The organism is Lactococcus petauri (genome assembly GCF_023499275.1).
Taxonomy (GTDB): Bacteria; Bacillota; Bacilli; order Lactobacillales; family Streptococcaceae; genus Lactococcus; species Lactococcus petauri.
In genome coordinates this window covers 630,125-649,092 of record NZ_CP094882.1, presented here as the reverse complement: position 1 = coordinate 649,092, position 18,968 = coordinate 630,125, and the positions used below count along the sequence as shown (strand labels likewise).

Genomic DNA, 18,968 nt, shown 5'->3' with positions numbered 1-18,968 from the left:
TTATCTACAATGAACCCGCATATTAAAGCAGAAATAATAACTAATGCTTTACAACTCGCTTTGCTCCTTGCGTATTATCATTCTAATCTGCTAAAGCAGAAAGAGTGATAATAAAAACACCTGCAGAGAGGCTGCAGGTGTACAAAAGCGTCTATCATCCTTTTCTCATACTTAAAAGTACGCGAAATAAAGGGGATATAATTTATCGTATCCTTGCTAGCCTCTCTGGACTAAGTTAAAGGTTTTAAAGTATTATAACTTAAATTAAGAGGAATTACAAGAATCAATAAATCCTACTCAAGTTGTAAAAAAATCCTTTCTTTATATGGTATAATGAAAGCGTGTAATTTAAATAAAGACAGGAGAAAAATATGGGTATCATTAAAGCAGCGACAAGTAGCATCGGAGGAACGTTAGCCGATCAATGGCTTGAAGTCATCGAACCAGAAGATATGTCCGATCAAACTGTTATGACCAAAGGTGTTATGGTGCGCAAGGACGATAAACGTGGCAGCAATCGTAAAGGAACTTCTGATGTCATTACAGATGGATCTGTCGTGCATGTCTATCCTAATATGATGATGCTCCTTGTTGACGGCGGTAAAATCATTGACTATACCGCAGAAGAAGGTTATTATACGGTCAAAAATGATACTGCACCTTCTATGTTTAACGGTGGACTTAAAGAATCTGTTCAAGAAGCCTTCTTTCGTTTTAAATTTGGTGGTGTGACACCTCAAAAACAAGAAGTTTACTATATTAATCTTCAAGAAATTAAAGGCATTAAGTTTGGAACAGCTACGCCTTTACAATACTTTGATAACTTCTATAATGCGGAACTCTTTCTCCGTACACATGGAACATATTCGCTAAGAATTACAGATCCTATCTTGTTCTATGCTAATGCCATTCCAAAAAATCAAACACAAGTTGAAATCTCAGATATCAATGAACAATATCTCCAAGAATTTTTAACAGCATTGAATACGTCAATCAACCTCTACTCAGCACAAGGTGAGCGCGTTTCTTTCCTCCCTTCAAAATCTGTTGAACTTTCAAAATATATGGCAGATACACTTGACGAAGAATGGCGCAAACTTCGTGGAATCGAAGTGGTCGCTGTTGCTGTAAGCTCAATCAGTTACACAGATGACAGCCAAAAACTAATCAATATGCGTAACCAAGGTGCAATGCTAGGTGATCCAAGTGTACGTGAAGGCTATATGCAAGGCGCTGTGGCGCGCGGTATTGAAGCAGCTGGAAGCAACACTGGTGGAGCCATGCAAGCCTTTATGGGAATGGGCATGGGAATGAACCAAGCGGGAGATGTGCTTGGTCAGGCCAGTACCTCAAATCAAGCCCAAATGGCTCAACAGGAAAAGGCAGCGACAAAATCGGAAGACACGTGGACTTGTTCAGCTTGTGGTACAGAAAATGCAGGAAAATTCTGTTCAAACTGTGGTGAGAAAAAACCTGAAGTGCAAGCTAACTTAAAGATCGAAATGGCTTGCTCAGCTTGTAATGCAGTCGTTAATTTAGCTAATGGTGTTCCAAAATTCTGTCCAGAATGTGGACAACCTTTTGTTGCTAAACCTTTATAAAAATCAGAAAAGAGGTAAATTATGAGCCAGTCGAAGGTTCTCACCCATCTCTGTCCTAATTGTGGCGGTCCCCTCTTATTTGATCCTAAAAGTCAAAAGTTTCATTGCCAGTACTGCTTATCTACCTTTACGGAAGAGGAAGTTACTGCCTTTGAAGCCAAACAAAAAGACAAGGGAATTCCAGAAGAAAGCATTCCAGATGTTCCTTTAGAAACTGATGAGGCAGAAACACCGATTGATGATCAGGTTGGACTCTTTGTTTGTCCTTCATGTGGTGCAGAAATTGTGACAGATGCAACTACTGCTTCTACTTTCTGCTATTATTGTCACAATCCTGTCGTTCTTTCAGAACGTCTCTCTGGGAAATTTCTCCCAGAAAAAGTTCTACCTTTCCAGATTGAACAGAAGGATGCTGAAAAAGCTTTCCTCGACTGGGTAGGGAAAAAGAGATTTGTCCCAAAAGATTTCTTTGATAAAAAACAAATCAAGCAACTTCAAGGCGTTTATTTTCCTTATTGGGTTGTTGGTGCAGATTTAGAAGGACAATTGCAAGCACGTGCCAATAGGATACGGGTCTGGATTGTTGGAGATTTAGAATACACAGAAACCAAGCAGTACCAAATTATCCGAGAAGGGAACAGTTCTTTTCAAGATTTAGTTAAAAATGCCTTGAAAAAAAATGAACCTGAAAAAATGGTTGGTGCGGTCCAACCTTTCGATTTATCCAAAGCGGTATCTTTTAAAAATCAGTATCTCTCCGGTTTTTTAACTGAAAAAAGAGATATTGAGTATGCAGAAATCAAGGAACGCGTAGATAGCGAATTACGTCAGTATTCCGAAGCGCTCATGCGCGACACAATTCAAGGCTACACTGCTGTAACCAGTGTTCACTCTCAACAAAGCATTAAAAATTTGGAAAGTGATTATGTGCTTTTACCACTCTGGCTCGTGACTTATCGTCAAAAAAATAGTGATAAACTTTTCTATTATGCAATGAATGGGCAAACAGGTAAAACCGCTGGTATCCTTCCTGTGGATAAAATGAAAGTCGCTCTGGTGGCACTTCTTATTTTCATCACTGTACTCATACTTGGCGTAACTGTGGGGTGGTTTGTCTCATGAAAAAGAAACGAATACTTTTAACACTATTTTTTACAGTAATTACACTCTGTACATTGTTTGCTTTTGCTAAAGATACTTCTGCACAGCAGGTAGGTATTGACGATCAGGCTGCTCTTTTGAGTGACTCAACACAATCCCTTGAGCAAGAAGCTCAACTGCTTGCAAACCAGACCAAAGCTGGAGTTTTTGTAGTTACAACCATGGACGATACTGAATCGCCCAAAGAGTTAGCAGTCAATTATTTAGCACAAAAAGTCGGGCAAGGGAACAATGGTATTGTCTTGGTGATTAATATGTCACAGCGGAAACTTTATATCTGGGCAACAGGAAACTTGAAGTATTACATTACCTCTTCTCGGATTGAGTCGATTTTAGATGTTGTGCAACCTCAATTGTCCGATGGGAATTATCCACAAGCCATAGAGAGTTTTTATGCACAAGTGACGCATTATTATGAACAGGGGATACCTGGCGGACGAAAATATACGGTTGACCCGCAAACGGGAGCCGTTACTTTTCATCGTTCCTTCCGTCCTGCTTATATTCTAATTGCAGTTATTCTTGCACTCATATCCGCTGGTGCCTTTGTTATTGTTCTGGTCTCTCGCTATCAATTAAAGATGGGCGCACACTGGAATTATGGTTATCAAGAGAATGGAAAATTAAACTTATCCAAACAAAGCGATACGTTGGTCAACTCCTTCATTACTACTCGCCGTATTCCTAGAAATAATAACTCTAGTGGAGGCGGCTTCTCTGGTGGCGGAGGTTCTGGCGGTGGACGGAGTTTTTAATAAAACAAAAAGAGCAAATGCTCTTTTTTATTTTATTATCTTATACTTTCCTGAAGGAAGATTCCCCAATTCATAATTTCCAATCTTTGTACGGATTAAACGTAATGTTGGAAAACCAACATTGGCTGTCATTCGACGCACTTGACGATTTTTTCCTTCTTTGATAGAGATTTCGACCCAGCTTGTGGGTATTGATTTTCGCTCACGAATCGGTGGTGTTCTCTCCCAAAGCCACTCTGGTTCTGAAACTCGTCTAACTTTCGCCGGAAGTGTTTTACCATCTTTAAGCAAAACACCTGCACGGAGTTTTTGAGCTGCTGACTCAGTGAATTCTCCCTCGACCTGTACAAGATAAGTCTTATAAGACTTGGACTTGGGGTCAGTAAGCTTATGATTTAACTTTCCATCATCTGTCAGCAAAAGTAAGCCTTCACTGTCTTTATCTAAACGTCCTGCAGCATATACATTAGGAACATCAATATAATCTTTCAATGTTTTACGATTTTCAGTATCCGTAAATTTTGTGAGTACGTCAAAGGGTTTATTAAATAGTAATATCATCTCCTCTATTGTACCAAAAGTGGTCCAGCTTCGCACCTGCCATAAAGAAAATGTCACATAAAAAAAGCAGTACCAGTCTGCTTTTTTTGTTTAAATAACATTCATGGTAAATGAGCGGCTCTCCATCACACGAAGAATAGCTTCTGCTGTGTCTAAAGCTGTAAAGAGTGGAATACCACGACTAATTGCTTCCTGACGTATGAGGAAGCCATCTGTTTCTTGTGTTGATACGCGTTTGCTACCCATTGTATTCACAATAGCTTGAACACGCCCCATACGAATGTCATCAATAACTGTGTCCTCAGTGGATTCCGTCACTTTACCAACCTCTCGAACATAAAGCCCTGCAGTTTTTAGGTACTGTGCAGTTCCTGAAGTCGCTACTAGCGAATAACCAATATCAGCAAAGCGCTTTGCCATCTCTAAGGTTTCTGCTTTATCTTCATCGGCCACTGTAAAGAGAATTGACCCATGGTCAGCCATGTGCAGTTTTGCAGCTTCAAAAGATTTATAAAGCGCCTTTTCTAAGGTTGTATCTGATCCCATCACTTCCCCCGTTGATTTCATCTCTGGACCAAGGAGGCTATCAACTTTTGCCAATTTGCTAAAACTGAAGACTGGCGCTTTGATGTGGACCAGTTCAGATTCTGGGGCAAGACCTGATGTGTAACCAAGTTCTGCTAGTGTTTTCCCTAAAATCATCTGTGTGGCAAGTTGTGCCATCGGAATTCCTGTAACTTTTGATAGGAAAGGAACCGTACGCGAAGCTCGTGGGTTAACTTCAATAACATAGACTTTTTGCTCGTGGATAACGAACTGAATATTCATCATACCGATGCAGTTTAAGCCTTCTGCCAAGCGTTTAGTATAATCCACGATTGTCTCAATAATTTCAGGACTGAAGGTTTGTGGTGGATAAACAGCCATTGAGTCTCCCGAGTGAACCCCCGCACGTTCAATATGCTCCATAATTCCTGGCAACAAAACATCTTTTCCATCACAAATAGCATCTACTTCACACTCTTGTCCAGTCAAATAGCTGTCTACTAATACTGGGTGTTCTGGCGAAGCCTTGACTGCACGGTTCATATAATTACGCAAATCTGCTTCATTATCAATAATTTCCATAGCACGTCCACCTAAGACAAAGGATGGACGTAGCAGGACAGGATAACCTATTTTTTCAGCATTGGCAACTGCTTCTTCTTCATTTGTGGCTGTTGCTCCCGGTGGTTGTGGAATATCCAAGTCGGACAAAGCCTTTTCAAAGGAATCTCGGTCTTCTGAACGTTCAAGGTCTGCTACTTGTGTTCCTAAGATACTTACGCCAGCTTTTTCCAAAGGTTCCGCTAGATTAATCGCTGTCTGCCCGCCAAACTGAACGATTACACCTTTGGGTTCCTCTAAATCGATAATGTTCATGACATCTTCGAAAGTCAAAGGTTCAAAGTAGAGTTTATCCGAAATTGAGAAATCAGTAGAAACCGTCTCAGGATTGCTGTTAACAATAATTGCTTCATAACCTAAAGCCTGAATCGCTTTAACAGAATGAACAGTCGCATAGTCAAACTCTACGCCTTGACCGATACGAATCGGACCTGAACCTAAAACAAGGATTTTTTCCTTTTCAGATTTTACAGATTCGTTCTCCCAAGCATAAGACGAGTAGAAATATGGCGTACTACTTTCAAACTCAGCAGCACAAGTATCTACCATTTTGTAGACTGGCAGAATTTCACCATCTTTGCGACGCCGACGTACTTCGGACTCTGTCACATTCCAAAGACGAGCAATCTCTTTATCCGAAAAACCATTTTTCTTGGCTGTTTTCAAAATTTCTGGATCAAAAACATTCAGTTCTAACTCTTTTTCAATCTCAACGATATGGAGTAATTTATCTAGGAAGAAAATGTCAATCTTACTTAAAGCCGCAATTTCCTCAATCGGAATACCACGGCGAATCGCTTCTGAAATATAGAAGAGACGGTCATCCTGTGCTTTAATAATTTTTTCGTACAGGAACTCTTCTGTGACTTCTTCAGCACCTTCTAAACGGTTGTGGCTCACACCTATCTCCAATGAACGTACTGCCTTGAGTAAGCTTTCTTCGATGTTGCGTCCGATAGCCATTACCTCTCCAGTCGCTTTCATTTGTGTCCCGAGATTACGATCACCATTTTCAAATTTATCAAAGGGGAAGCGGGCAATTTTAGAGACAACGTAGTCAAGTGCTGGCTCAAACATAGCATAAGTCGTGTTTGTTACCGGATTGATAATTTCATCTAATGTCATTCCGACTGCAATTTTGGCCGACATCTTAGCAATCGGATAACCTGTCGCTTTAGAAGCTAAGGCAGAGGAGCGTGAGACACGGGGATTTACTTCAATCACATAATATTTATAAGAATGTGGATCCAAAGCAAGCTGAACATTACATCCTCCTTCGATTTTCAAAGCACGAATGATTTTTAATGAAGCATCACGAAGCATTTGGTATTCAACATCTGACAAGGTTTGACTAGGCGCGAACACAATCGAATCTCCTGTATGTATACCTACGGGATCAAAGTTTTCCATGTTGCAGACCACAATCGCATTATCTGCCGAGTCACGCATCACTTCGTACTCTATTTCTTTATATCCGGCTATTGATTTTTCAATCAAACATTGTGTCACTGGAGAAAGTTTTAATCCATTGGCAACTACCTCACGAAGTTCTGTTTCGTTGTTGCAAATTCCGCCGCCTGTTCCCCCCATCGTAAAGGCTGGACGGACAATGATTGGGTAGCCAATCTCTTTTGCTTGATTAACTGCCTCCTCAACCGTTGTGGCAATTTCAGATTCGCACAAAGGCTCTCCAATACTTTCACAGAGTTCTTTAAATAATTCACGGTCTTCTGCTCGGTCAATGGCAGTTAATTTTGTACCTAAAAGTTCAACCGAAAGTTCTTTCAAAATACCGCTTTCCGCCAATTCCATCGCCATATTTAGCCCTGTTTGACCACCTAAGGTTGGCAAGAGGGCATCTGGTCTTTCTTTGCGAAGGATTTTGCTGACAAACTCAAGCGTAATCGGCTCAATATAAACTTTATCAGCAATTTCACGGTCAGTCATAATCGTTGCTGGATTTGAATTGACCAAAATAACTTGATAACCTTCTTCTTTGAGCGCTAAGCAGGCTTGAGTACCAGCATAGTCAAATTCAGCAGCCTGACCAATAACAATCGGTCCTGAACCGATAATCATAATCTTCTTAATATCCGTACGTTTTGGCATAGTATCCCCATTTCTAAAATTCCAAAGCAGCTGTGAGATAAACTTTGTACTACTCTCTGACAGACATTTTTCTCATTTCCTAGGAATTTTAAGAAAAAAGCACCTGCCAGAAAAAGCAAGTGCAAAGAAGATAGAGTATTCCCTTTTTATTCAAAAGGATTTAATATTCATGTTCACAACCTTGCTAGCCTCTCTGGACCAGTTTAAAAGTTTTATCTTTAGTAGAATATCATTTTCTAAAGATGCAGTCAAATGAAAACTTTGAGAGATCTCTTACTTGAGAGATTTCAGTGAAAAAAACTTGTATCAAAAAACAGTAATAAGATTTACATTAAATAGAAAGCGCCTTCTATTTAATAAATAAAAAGAGAAAAAAGTTCTTTTCTTTTTGAAAGAGTATTCTATCACCCCTCTATAAACACAGCATAAACCCTTTATTTTAAACAAAACATGCTATTTTTAAAATTAATTATAAATTTACAATTAAATTTTTATAATAATACTCTTGACACTTTCCGTAAAAATGTTATAATTAATTCATAAGTAAATTAGAAATAAATAAGATTTTAGACAAGGGGGATAATATGATAAAAATTTATACAGTTGCTGGTTGCAGCTCAAGCCAAAAAGCAAAAAAATGGCTCGTTGATAACGGTGTAGATTTTCAAGAAATAAATCTTCTTACAGATGATATTAAGAAAGAAGACTTTCTTGAAATTCTTGCTTTGACTGAAAATGGTACGGAGGAAATTATTTCCAAAAGAAGCCGTGCATATCAGAGTTTATCATTAGACCTTGAGCGATTTTCTTTAAATACTCTGGTTACAATCATGAAAGAGAACCGTTCCATTTTACGTCGTCCGCTTATTTTGGATGACAAGCGCCTTCAGATTGGTTACAATGACGATGATATCCGAAAATTTCTCCCACGTCCTGTTCGTGAGGTAAGATTGAGCGATATTAGTCGTAAAGTACGTGATATTGTATTAGAACGTGACTTCCATATTCATGCGAGTTAATAAAAAACCAAGACCTCTGAATTCAGAGACTTGGTTTTTTTATTAAGCTTTATTTTTTAACTTGTCTTCATTTTTGATATTATTAAGTGATTGTTTCAAAACTTTAAGTAAGCCATCGCTGCTATAGATTAAAACATTTGATTTATAAAGTCGAGCAGAGAACAGGAGTATAAACAACATCGTTATAAACATAATTCCCATGGAAATCCAGACTTGTAAATTACTTGCTACACCTGTTGCAATTTGCATTGGCAAGACAAAACTCGAAATAAAAGGGATATAACTTGTCACGGTCATCACGATATTATCAGGTTGAGAAGCAAAAATTACAGAAAGCATGTAACCAAGTAACCCAATCATTGTCATTGGTGTTTGTGCTTTAGGTACATCTTCAACACGAGAAATCAATGAACCAGAAAGAGCTGCTAAAAATGTAAACAGGAGAATTCCTAAGATGACAATCGGAATTACAAGCCAAAATTGTCCAGTAAACACTTCTTGAAGATTTAAACCGTTAAGGAAGCTACGCATCATGTCATTATCTCTGAAGATTAGATAACCTACCCCAATCTGAACAGCATAAGCAAGAACATTGACTGAACAGACTAAGATAATCCCCACTAATTTTCCATAAAAATGAGTTTCGGCTTTAACGCTTGAAAGAATCACTTCCATAATACGCGTTCCTTTTTCGCTGGCAATTTCTTGCGCCACAATACTACCATAAGTTGCAACAAAAATCCAAATCATTACAATCAAGACTGTTGCTATAACCTGCCTCAAACCAGAATAATCTGTACCTTGAATTCTATTGCCATCCGCGTCAAACTCAACATGCACAGGCTCTAATTTCGCGGGAGAAAGAAGGTTCGTTTTTTCTTCTGGTGACAAGCCTAATTGAGTGGCAAAGACACTTTGCTGGATTGCTGTAAGCGTCTGTGAGACAGTCATTTGAGTTGCCGTATCAAGAGAACGTGTGGTTTCTAAGGTTGAGCTTATTTTCCCTTGTTCCATCTCTAAAGCTAAAATCGCGCCTACATCTTCATCTTTAAGTTTACGATTTGCTGCTGTTCTGTCCATTACTTCATACTTAATATTGCCTTTAACTTCAGTCAGCGCACTTCCAATTTCCTTGCTTTTTGTCACTACCGCAATCCGATCAACGTCGCCTGCTCCATCATCTGCTACTCTTGCAATAACATAAATAACTAATCCAATGAGAAGCGGGAGAAAGACCATAACTAAAAAGGCAACTGATTTAACATTTTTACGAAAGACTTCTTTCACGATTGTCCAAAACTTACTATTCATGTGCATCACCTGCCTTCATTTTGAATATTTCTTCCAAGCTTGGCGGTTGTTGTGAAAACATCTGGATATAGCCTGATTGTGTAACATAGTCAAAGACAGCTTTGCCTGCTTCTTCATTTTCTAAAGTTAACTCATAAGTACCATTACGCTCCACCTGTACTTCTTTTACACCTTCCAGCTGTGCGAGATCTTCTTGTGCTACCGGTGCTTCAATAAATACTTTAGTCCGTCCAAAACTTTGACGTACAGCATCAACGGTTCCATCCAGTATTTTCTTACCTTCTTTTACCATTATCATCTTATCCACCATTTTTTCGACATTCAGCATATTATGGTCTGAAAAGACAACACAGACTTTTTGCTCACGTAATTCAGCTACAGCTGTTTTGAGCAACTCTGCATTCACAGGATCTAAACCAGAGAACGGTTCATCTAAAATAACAAGCTTCGGTTCATGAATCAGCGTAGCTATAAGCTGAACCTTCTGCTGATTCCCTTTTGATAATGTTTTAACCTTATCTGTGCGCTTGCCTTTAACCTCAAATTTTTCCATCCAATAATCGATTTTCTCATCGATTTCTTTTCGCGTTTTGCCTCTTAGTTGACCAAAGAAACGCAACTGAGTTTCTATACTATCTTTAGGATAAAGCCCTCTTTCCTCTGGTAAATAACCAATGATGTTATATTCATCACTAGAGAGCGGCTTACCATTCCAGAGCACGCTTCCTGAATCTTGCATCAAAAAATCCAATATTAATCTAAATGTTGTTGTTTTTCCCGATCCATTTTGTCCAATAAAACCTAAAATTTCACCATCTTCAATAGTAAAACTCAGATCATCAACAGCAACAAGTTCTCCGAATGTCTTTCGGAGATTTTTCACTTCGAGCATCCCTTCCTCCTTAAAATTAAATGATAATCTTTTAACTTAGTATACCTTATTAAGTAGATATATTGAAGTAAAAACCTTATCCTTTCCTAGTTAGAGGTGAAAAATTAAAAAAGAAGCAAGTTCTCCTTGCTTCTTGTGTTTACTCTTTTACTAAGGACGGATAAAGCTCACGCCGGCTGTTGAACATTCACGTTCAGTCCCCCAACCACCGTTAAAGTTGCCTTCTTTGACTCTCATCGTAGAGCCAGAAACAGAGATGACTACTGCAACGTGTCCAACACCACCGGCACCCTGGTTTCCTGGTGGAAAGACAGCAATAGTTCCCGCTGCTGGTCCACTGTTTGCGTAACGTACCCAGTCTGCCGCATTACCTACATATGTTGGAATTGCACCACCAAAGTAATCCCAAACATAAGCCGTACATTGTCCAGCTGGATATGGATTCGTCGTTGAAACTGGTGGTTTAGGATCTGTAATTGGCGGCTTAGGTTTCTCAATTTCAGGTTCTACAGTTTGATTGCCTTCATCAACAACTGGTGGTGCCACTGGAGCTGGTTTACTTTCCACTACAGTTTCTTTGACCTTTTCCTGTTGGGCTACCACTGACTCTTGTGTAGCTATTTTTTGAGCTTGAACAGCTTCTTGTGCTGCTTGCTCAGCTTCAGCTTTTTGAGTTAACAATTCTTGTTTTTTGCCTTCTTCAGATGTGATTGTGGCTTGGTAATTAAGTTGCGCAACTTTAAGTTGTGCTTCTTGTGTTGCCAATTCATCGGCCTGAGTGCTCAACTCTTGTTGCAAGCGCGTAACTTCCGCGTATTTTTCCATGTTATCTTTGAGTTTCGCTTGAACATTCTTTTGATCTTGTTCTTGCTGTTCAATCATTGCCTTATTGGCACCTGCAACAGTCGACATAGCTGTGATTTTTTGAATGGCATTGGTTAAAGATTTAGAATCCAAAATTGCTGAAATATAATTCGTTGCTGAACCATCAGTTTGAGCACTTCGTGCTTGTGCTTCTAATGCGTGACTACGTTCTTCAATATTCTTATCCAATTCACGAATCTGTGTAGACTGCGCTTTTTGCTGTTCTAACAGCTTTTCTATCTGTTCTTTCATTGAAGTTTGCTTAGCTTTTAGAGCCCCTACTTGGGTCCCAACTGCTTCAACTTTCGCTTGTGCCAAACTCGCCTCATCCTTCAAGTTTGCAATCTTTGAGTCCTGTGCTGCTAACTTATTTTCCGTTGAATCTGCTTTTACAGCAGCTAAGGGAGCACCTGTAGTCAGGACAACCGTTGAAAGCATTAGCGTCATAATTAATTTCTTTTTCATAAATTTTAAATTTACTTCCTCTAGGTTTTCTTGTTTGAACATTACTATTGTATCACAAAACCTTTTATTTTTGTTACAGAAGCTGCTTATCGTGTTACATTTAAATTACCTATTATTGCACCGGCGTAACTTGTTTTTAATACACTATATAATTTAAAGAAACAAAAAAAGCTCCAAAATAAGGAGCTTTTAAATAAAAGGGCGTTAATTAATATTATAGTTTTGCAAGAACTTTATCAACAAAGGCATCAACTTCATTGATTTGTTCTTTTGTTAAATCACCACCAGCAGGTGCGAAAAATGTCATACCTTGCATGTTTAAATGCAAATCAAAAGATTCTTCATTAACTTTAATGCCTTTGTCTTTTGCTGCTGCAGTAATTTTTTTAATTGCAGATTCCAAGTGACCCGAAGTAGAAAAGGCAACAATTTGTTTGATTTTACCACTGTCTAAAGCTGCCAAGTATTCCTTCATGTCTTTTGTTACAGAAGCAAACCAAACACCTGCTCCAAGAAACAAGACATCTACTTCCTCTTCTAGAGGTTCAGAGATTCGTTCTGCTTTCACATCAATTTTTTTCGCAATTTCATCAGCAACTGCACGTGTATTTCCACCTCGTGAAGCATATCTTACTGCATATTTCATCTTAATAATTCCTCCTTTGTTCCTTCACTTATAGACTATCATATTTTGTGAAGTATGTGAAATTTCTAGCTTATAAATTTCGTGGACTTCATCATATTGCTGTAGTTATTCCAAATAAAAAAGCTTTTCCTTGAAAAGCTTTTTTATTTACTTATTCTACGTCTCCCTTTTGGCTTCACTCTTTTATAGGATGAACGAGACAGACGCGCTCTTTTATGTTCTAATTTCTTTCTACCTGCTTCGCGAACTAATACGAACTCAGGCAATTGATTATATTTCATGGAAAGTACGAGCCCTAAACCAATAATATTACTGATCAATGCCGAACCACCTTGTGAAATGAACGGTAAAGGAATACCCGTCAATGGGACCAAGCCAATCGCTGCTCCAATATTTTCAAAGACATGGAACAGAATCATCATAATAATCCCCGTGGATATAAAGATATAGAACTGGTTATTGGATTGAAAAGTCACCCGAATCATACGATAAATCAAGATGAAATAAAGTAAAATGACAAAAGTTGCACCGACAAAACCAAAATCTTCTCCGATAACGGTAAAAATCATATCTGATTCACGGACTGGTACGTTGACATTTGCCACTCCAAATCCATGTCCAAAGAGACCGCCGACACCGATAGCAATCAAAGCACGAGATTGTTGAAGTGAGAATGTCTGTGTGTACTCAAAGGGATGAAGCCAAGCTAAGAAACGATTAACCTGATATTGGCTGAAAACAGTTCCTAAGAGCTCTTGTCCCTTAGGATTCATCACCATAGCTACAACACCCACGGCGACTAGGATAGCTATGAGGAGGACAGGCAAGATAATTTTCCAAGATACCCCTGAAACAAGAATGATTCCCGCTGCAATCACAAGGAAAACCATAAAGGTACCAAAGTCTTTTTGTAAAGCTGCAAGAATAGCAATGGGCACAGTAGCCAAGCCAATTTGTCCAATTAAGATAAAATCATCTTTAAGATAACGTTTTTTCAGTTTGTTTTGAAAGGAAACGACAATCCTTGCTAAAAACAATATATAGGCTATTTTCATGAGCTCCGAGGGCTGGAAAAGATTGGTGTTATGAAAGGCAACCCAGTTCTTTGCACCTGTCAGCTCATACATCGAAGGGCTGTAAAAGAATATGGGCAGCACCATCAAAATAAGACCAAAACCATACAGAACCGGCGTAAGGTTCCAAAGCAGCCTCGAGTCCATATGCATGACAATTAAGGCTAAAATAACACCGACAATAATCCAAGTCCCTTGTTGTCCAACCATCTTAACCGCTTGTGTCGGATAATCATGACTTACAGCAACCCAAATGGCATAAAGACCGATAACTGTTAAAAGAAAAGCTGGTAGAATAAGCGCATAGTCAATACGACTGTCAAAAGTTAGCTTATTTTTAGGCTGCTTTTTCTTTTTATTTATTGTATTTGTTTTATTATTCAAAATGAAGCTCCATCACTAGAAAGTCTATAGGCTCTATTATACATTATTTATATAAAAATGGTTGCTTTCGCAAAACCATTATTGTTTGTTATTTAAAGTTCTTCTTAGAACAAATTTCCAAGTAAGTTTCCACCGAAGATTAAAGCATACGAATAGAATAAAATCGGTAGTGGCTTACATAAAATCATCACCCAGTTAAAGAATTTCCAACTCATACGAGTCTGACTCGCAATGAGAACCAAAGCATCATCAGGCGCGATTGGTGAGAGAATTAAAAGTAGAAAAGCGATATTAAATCTCTTTTGCCCTTTTTCGAGCCAAGCCATATACTTGTTGTAGGTTTTCTCTTTGACAAAGACCTGAACTAAGGACTGTCCATACTTTCGACCAAGATGGAAAAGTATCACTGAACCAACAACTATCCCGACATAATTGTAAACAAAACCCCAGAAAGGTCCAAATATTAAGACCCCTGCTGCAATTGTTAATCCTCCCGGAATAATCGGAATAATTACTTGAATAATTTGCATACAGAAGAAAATTATCGGACCAAGCAAAGCATGCGCTGTTACTAGACGTTTCAAAATTTCTTGATCTTGAAAAGCCCCGAGATGCCAGAGGTAAACACTACCAACAATAGTAGCAATAAAACCCAAAATTGTAATCACGTTAAAAACTCGTTTGGTATATTTTAAGACATTGTTGTTCATCTTCACCTCGTGTGGATTTAGTTTGCTCTTTCTTTCAGATATTTTTCGCCTTCTTCAATCCAAAGTTCTCTTTTCTCAGCTAAACTTTTAAAGCCAATCTTATTACGAGAATCTGTGAATCGTTTTTTACGATAAAAGTAATGATTTTGTGGATTTTCTTCGAGACTGCGAATGGAGAGACTGACTTTACCATTGTACTCATCAATATCTATTATCTGAGCTTTTACATGTTGCCCTACTTTGATAACTTCTCGAATATTTTTGACGAAACCTGACTGAACTTCAGAAATATGAATCAAGCCTTTATGTTCAGTATTTTGACAGTCCGCAAACTTTACAAAAGCACCATAATCTTGGAGCCCGATTATCTCAGCAGTGACTTTATCACCAATTTTTACGGATTTATCAATCATTTTATTTCTCGATAATTTCAATATTTTCGATGACTACATCGTCAACTGGACGATCTTGCATTCCGACACGTACAGCGGCAATTTTATCTAAAACTTCAAATGATTTTTCATCTACAAGTTGGCCAAATACTGTGTGACGCCCGTCCAGATGCGGTGTTCCACCTTGAGTGTAGACTTCAGCAACTTCTTCAGGCCATCCACCATCAATCAAGGCTGATTTTGGATAAGGGAGGTTTTGGTTTTGAACAATGAAGAACTGGCTTCCATTTGTATTTGGTCCAGCATTGGCCATTGACAAGGCACCACGAATATTGAACGCATCTTGTGAAAATTCATCTTCAAATTTTTCACCATAGATTGATTCACCACCCATACCTGTTCCTGTTGGGTCGCCACCTTGAATCATAAAGTCTTTGATAATACGGTGGAAAATAATACCATCGTAGTATCCTTTTTTGCTGAGTTCAACAAAGTTTTTAACAGTTTTTGGAGCAAGCTCGTCAAAGAGTTTCACAGTCATATCCCCATGATTAGTATGGATGATTGCTGTTGTTCCATCATATGCTTCAAGATTAAGTTGTGGGTAAGTCATTTGTTTCTCTTTTCTAAATTTTATCAAAAATCTCGTAGATGAGACTTTCATTTTTGTAAGTTTAATCGATGAGTTGAAGTGTACGCAAAGCTTTTAAAATACCATCTTTCTGTACTGTATCCGTGACATAGTCTGCTTTTTCCAAAATGAGAGGATGTGAGATTTTCATAGCCACCGAAAGTCCAGCCAAATCAAAAAGCTCCTTATCATTAAGCTCATCGCCAAAATTCATCATATTTTCTGGTGCAAGACCGAGATATTCTAATACTTTCATACAACCATTGGCTTTGCTCCCTAAAACCGGAACAATATCGGAAGAATTCGGGTGCCATCGTACCATTCTTACTTTTTGAGCCAAACGTTGAGGCAGTCGAAGTCTTTGATCATGCTCAGAGATTGTAAGGAGTTGAAAAACATCATGCTCTTTGTAGTAATCTGGTTTAACTTCGAGTACGCCATAATCAGCTGGAATAACGCTCTCAGTTAATCCTTCCCATTTTGAAGCTTTTAAGTTCTCATTTCCTACAAAAAGATATTCAGCACCTTCACTCTTTAGCCAAGACACTATTTCATCAACAGTTTTTTTATCCAAGGGATTTTTGTAAATAATCTCCTGCGCCTGGTTTTGCACCAAAGCACCATTAATCGTTACAAAAAAATCAGGATTTAAATTGCGGATTTCAGGGAGAACATTATAGTAATTTCGTCCTGTCGCAATACCTGTTTTTATTCCTTTTTGGCGTAAAGTTTCAAAGATAAAGGGTAAGCTTTCGGGTATATAGCCTGTTTTTAGGTCACGTAAAGTATCATCAATATCGAAAAAAATAATTTTGATTTTTGAAGCTTTTTCGATTAAATCTTTCATGACTCTATTATACCAGATATAGGTTATTTTCGCTATTGTACATACAATTAGGGATGATGATTTCTACTTTTTAAAATTTTTTACTGATCGACCAGTTTGTGTTGGATAGCATAAATTGTTGCTTGCGTCCGATCATTCACTTCTAATTTATTAAAGATGTTAGAAACATGTGTTTTAACTGTTTTAAGACTTATAAATAGTTGATCCGCAATCTCCTGATTAGAAAGTCCCTGAGCTAATATTTTCAAAACTTCCATTTCTCTTTTTGAGAGATTGTCATACAATTCAGGTTTTCGATGCTTTTGTTGATTGATTTTTTCTTTAACCGCTCCCGACAAAACATCTTGCCCGCTCGCAACTTTACGGATAGCACTGGCAATTTCGGCAGCCTGAGAAGTTTTGAGAATATAGCCTTTTGCCCCAGCAGCCAAAGCTGGAAAGACTTTTTCATCATCTAAAAAGCTCGTCAAAATCAAAATCTTCTGTTCTGGCATTTCCGCTAATATTTTTTGCGTCGCCCCAATGCCATCTAGACGGTCCATAACCAAATCCATCAAAATGACATCTGGTTTTAAATTTTTTGCTTTAAGATAGCCTGATTCGCCATCCGCTGCCTCTCCTACGACTTCAATATCGGGCTGAATATTCATAAAGCTAGAGAGCCCTAAGCGGACCATTTGATGATCATCAACAATTAATAATTTTATTTTATCCATTTTTTCCTTTTAACTTCTTATTGGTTCACTTGTGGAATGCGTATCTCGACACTTGTACCTTGATTTGGCGCACTAATAATTTTAACATCCCCACCGAGCAAAAGCGCGCGCTCTTTTATATTGACCAGACCATAGCTGGCTGATTTACTGTCTCGTGTATCAAAGCCGACACCATCATCTGCTATTCTAAGAATAATATTGTCATACTGCTCTTTCAGAACAACTTCAATATTATCAGCTTGTGAGTGCCGTAGTGCATTGCTCAGAATTTCCTGTGCCATGCGGAAGAGGTTATCTTCAATGTTAGAGGAAGCTTTAATATCACTGAGTTTTACATTGATATTGGCGGATATCTTTGCTTGCAATTCATCCGTCAAGGAATTTAAACCTGCCGAAAGGGACTTGCCGTCCAATTCAATAGGTCTTAAATGTAACAATAAGGCTCGCATCTCATTTTGTGCTTCATGCAATATTTTTAAAACTAAACGTGTTTGCGTCAAAATTTGATCTTGTGTGAGATTAGAGTTTTCAGCTTCGCTACCCGTTACAGAAGAGAGAATCATCGTTGCGGCAAAAAGTTCTTGACTGACCGAATCATGAAGCTCACGTGAAATACGTTTTCTTTCCGTTTCCACAATTTCTGCTTTATTTGCTGATTTTTGACTTGAGAGTTCTTGCAGTTCGACAGACATCTCTTTTAAGCGCAAATGAAGAGCCTTCAATTCTGGATGCTCCGGTTCTTGATTTTGACTCACACGCTGGATATCTTCATAAAAATCTCTCTTAATTTTGCTGTTTTCCAAAAAATTGAAAAAAGTAAAAACTAAGGCCAATAATCCTGCTACCGAGAGAAAAATCCAGATCCCATAAAAATTATTCGCAATCTCGCCCATAATACTGGCTGTTGAAACACCGCTCGTGATTGAAAACAATAGCACATCAACCAAAACAATAATGATAAAAAGGACGGTAAAGGTTTTAATGATTGATTTCTTCATCCTTTCACCACCTCAACATTTCCTGTTTCAACCTGGAGTTTAATACGCATCCGTTTTTGCGTATCTTCTGTCATATCTGAGAAATAACGAAAATTTACAGGGTTAATTTCGGTCTCTTCATCAAAAATCTTGACAATGCCATTGTGTACCGTAATTTCTAAAGCTACGGCAACATCTTCCGGCACGATAATTTTAGTATTTCCTGCTGATTTTTTGATGCTCAAGCTGTTTCCTTCAGGCCTAAAATTGACATCGTAGAGATCAATTACATCATTTCCATTTGCCCGTGTGATGTCTTCCTGACTCTCCGCATAAGCTTGGCTATAAGAAGAATTTGGCATCGTGTAGGCTTGCCTTTTCCAAAAACTAATCCCAACCAAAAGAGGAAAGAGAAGAGCAAGCCAAAACCATCCAGCTGTCAAGAGCATTACTGCAAAGAAAATCCAGAGCACAGCTGTGACAGGACGGAGAAAGGTTATTTTACGTGACAATATACTGAAAGATATAGCTAAAGCAAGCAATACAAGAAAGTACGGTGATTTTATAATATGCAAAAGCAAAGCAACTATGATACAAAGCTCTATAACAATAAATGTTTTTATCCGTCTATTCATACCTCTATTCTACCAAAAAAAGACCGCTCCATGCTCGGTCTTTGGTCTTATT

General features: G+C 38.3%; 18 protein-coding genes. 4 read left to right on the top strand and 14 right to left on the bottom strand.

The features are described from left to right. The first annotated feature begins 371 nt into the window (after positions 1-371). The 3 genes from lgb_RS03175 to lgb_RS03165 are packed head-to-tail and all read left to right on the top strand — an operon-like array spanning position 372 to position 3,517. Positions 372-1,601, top strand: a complete 1,230-nt coding sequence (locus tag lgb_RS03175) for an SPFH domain-containing protein (RefSeq protein ID WP_019293727.1) — start codon at positions 372-374, stop codon at positions 1,599-1,601. A gap of 21 nt (positions 1,602-1,622) precedes the next feature. Further along, entirely contained in the window at positions 1,623-2,723 is a 1,101-nt protein-coding gene (locus lgb_RS03170) for a Rieske (2Fe-2S) protein (protein WP_019293728.1), read from the top strand. Next, on the top strand, positions 2,720-3,517 hold the full coding sequence (locus lgb_RS03165; protein ID WP_019293729.1) for a TPM domain-containing protein: 798 nt from the start codon (positions 2,720-2,722) through the stop codon (positions 3,515-3,517). Before lgb_RS03170 ends, lgb_RS03165 begins: the two co-directional genes overlap by 4 nt. Positions 3,518-3,544: 27 nt before the next feature. Here lgb_RS03165 and lgb_RS03160 read toward each other — a convergent pair whose 3' ends face one another. Further along, on the bottom strand, positions 3,545-4,078 hold the full coding sequence (locus lgb_RS03160) for an rRNA large subunit pseudouridine synthase E (RefSeq protein ID WP_019291653.1): 534 nt from the start codon (positions 4,076-4,078) through the stop codon (positions 3,545-3,547). Between the two features lie 90 nt (positions 4,079-4,168). After that, a complete protein-coding gene (gene carB / locus lgb_RS03155) occupies positions 4,169-7,354 on the bottom strand; it encodes a carbamoyl-phosphate synthase large subunit (protein WP_019293730.1) in 3,186 nt (1,061 codons plus the stop codon). A gap of 584 nt (positions 7,355-7,938) precedes the next feature. Between carB and lgb_RS03150 the strand changes: the two genes are divergently transcribed. Continuing rightward, positions 7,939-8,373, top strand: coding sequence for a Spx/MgsR family RNA polymerase-binding regulatory protein (locus lgb_RS03150; RefSeq protein ID WP_019291655.1), 435 nt, complete (start codon positions 7,939-7,941; stop codon positions 8,371-8,373). A 42-nt stretch (positions 8,374-8,415) separates the two neighbouring features. Here lgb_RS03150 and lgb_RS03145 read toward each other — a convergent pair whose 3' ends face one another. The 12 genes from lgb_RS03145 to liaF all read right to left on the bottom strand — a co-directional run bounded on the left by lgb_RS03145 (position 8,416) and on the right by liaF (position 18,916). Next, positions 8,416-9,684: an ABC transporter permease gene (locus lgb_RS03145; RefSeq protein ID WP_019293731.1), complete on the bottom strand. Its 1,269-nt coding sequence runs from the start codon at positions 9,682-9,684 to the stop codon at positions 8,416-8,418. Next, the gene (locus tag lgb_RS03140; protein WP_019293732.1) at positions 9,677-10,576 is read right to left on the bottom strand and encodes an ABC transporter ATP-binding protein; all 900 of its coding nucleotides are present in this window, start codon (positions 10,574-10,576) and stop codon (positions 9,677-9,679) included. Before lgb_RS03140 ends, lgb_RS03145 begins: the two co-directional genes overlap by 8 nt. Before the next feature lie 150 nt (positions 10,577-10,726). Beyond that, positions 10,727-11,905 carry a coiled-coil domain-containing protein gene (locus lgb_RS03135; protein ID WP_019293733.1) on the bottom strand — a complete coding sequence of 393 codons (1,179 nt, stop codon included), beginning with the start codon at positions 11,903-11,905 and terminating at the stop codon, positions 10,727-10,729. A 214-nt stretch (positions 11,906-12,119) separates the two neighbouring features. Continuing rightward, complete coding sequence (locus lgb_RS03130) at positions 12,120-12,551, bottom strand: flavodoxin family protein (RefSeq protein WP_004258465.1); 432 nt, start codon at positions 12,549-12,551, stop codon at positions 12,120-12,122. Positions 12,552-12,694: 143 nt separating this feature from the next. Beyond that, positions 12,695-14,008: an FtsW/RodA/SpoVE family cell cycle protein gene (locus lgb_RS03125; RefSeq protein ID WP_019293734.1), complete on the bottom strand. Its 1,314-nt coding sequence runs from the start codon at positions 14,006-14,008 to the stop codon at positions 12,695-12,697. 104 nt (positions 14,009-14,112) lie between these two features. Beyond that, positions 14,113-14,718 carry a TVP38/TMEM64 family protein gene (locus lgb_RS03120; protein WP_019291660.1) on the bottom strand — a complete coding sequence of 202 codons (606 nt, stop codon included), beginning with the start codon at positions 14,716-14,718 and terminating at the stop codon, positions 14,113-14,115. Positions 14,719-14,735: 17 nt separating this feature from the next. Beyond that, entirely contained in the window at positions 14,736-15,131 is a 396-nt protein-coding gene (locus lgb_RS03115) for a CvfD/Ygs/GSP13 family RNA-binding post-transcriptional regulator (protein WP_249663235.1), read from the bottom strand. 1 nt (position 15,132) lies between these two features. After that, on the bottom strand, positions 15,133-15,723 hold the full coding sequence (locus tag lgb_RS03110) for a peptidylprolyl isomerase (RefSeq protein WP_019291662.1): 591 nt from the start codon (positions 15,721-15,723) through the stop codon (positions 15,133-15,135). A 61-nt stretch (positions 15,724-15,784) separates the two neighbouring features. After that, complete coding sequence (locus lgb_RS03105; protein ID WP_019291663.1) at positions 15,785-16,588, bottom strand: Cof-type HAD-IIB family hydrolase; 804 nt, start codon at positions 16,586-16,588, stop codon at positions 15,785-15,787. A gap of 80 nt (positions 16,589-16,668) precedes the next feature. Beyond that, positions 16,669-17,304 (bottom strand): response regulator transcription factor, encoded by a 636-nt coding sequence (locus tag lgb_RS03100; RefSeq protein ID WP_004258491.1) that lies wholly within the window; start codon positions 17,302-17,304, stop codon positions 16,669-16,671. 17 nt (positions 17,305-17,321) lie between these two features. After that, a complete protein-coding gene (locus lgb_RS03095) occupies positions 17,322-18,302 on the bottom strand; it encodes a sensor histidine kinase (RefSeq protein WP_019293735.1) in 981 nt (326 codons plus the stop codon). Then, positions 18,299-18,916 (bottom strand): cell wall-active antibiotics response protein LiaF, encoded by a 618-nt coding sequence (gene liaF, locus lgb_RS03090; protein ID WP_019291665.1) that lies wholly within the window; start codon positions 18,914-18,916, stop codon positions 18,299-18,301. The genes lgb_RS03095 and liaF overlap by 4 nt, the downstream gene beginning before the upstream one ends. Between the last annotated feature and the right edge of the window lie 52 nt (positions 18,917-18,968).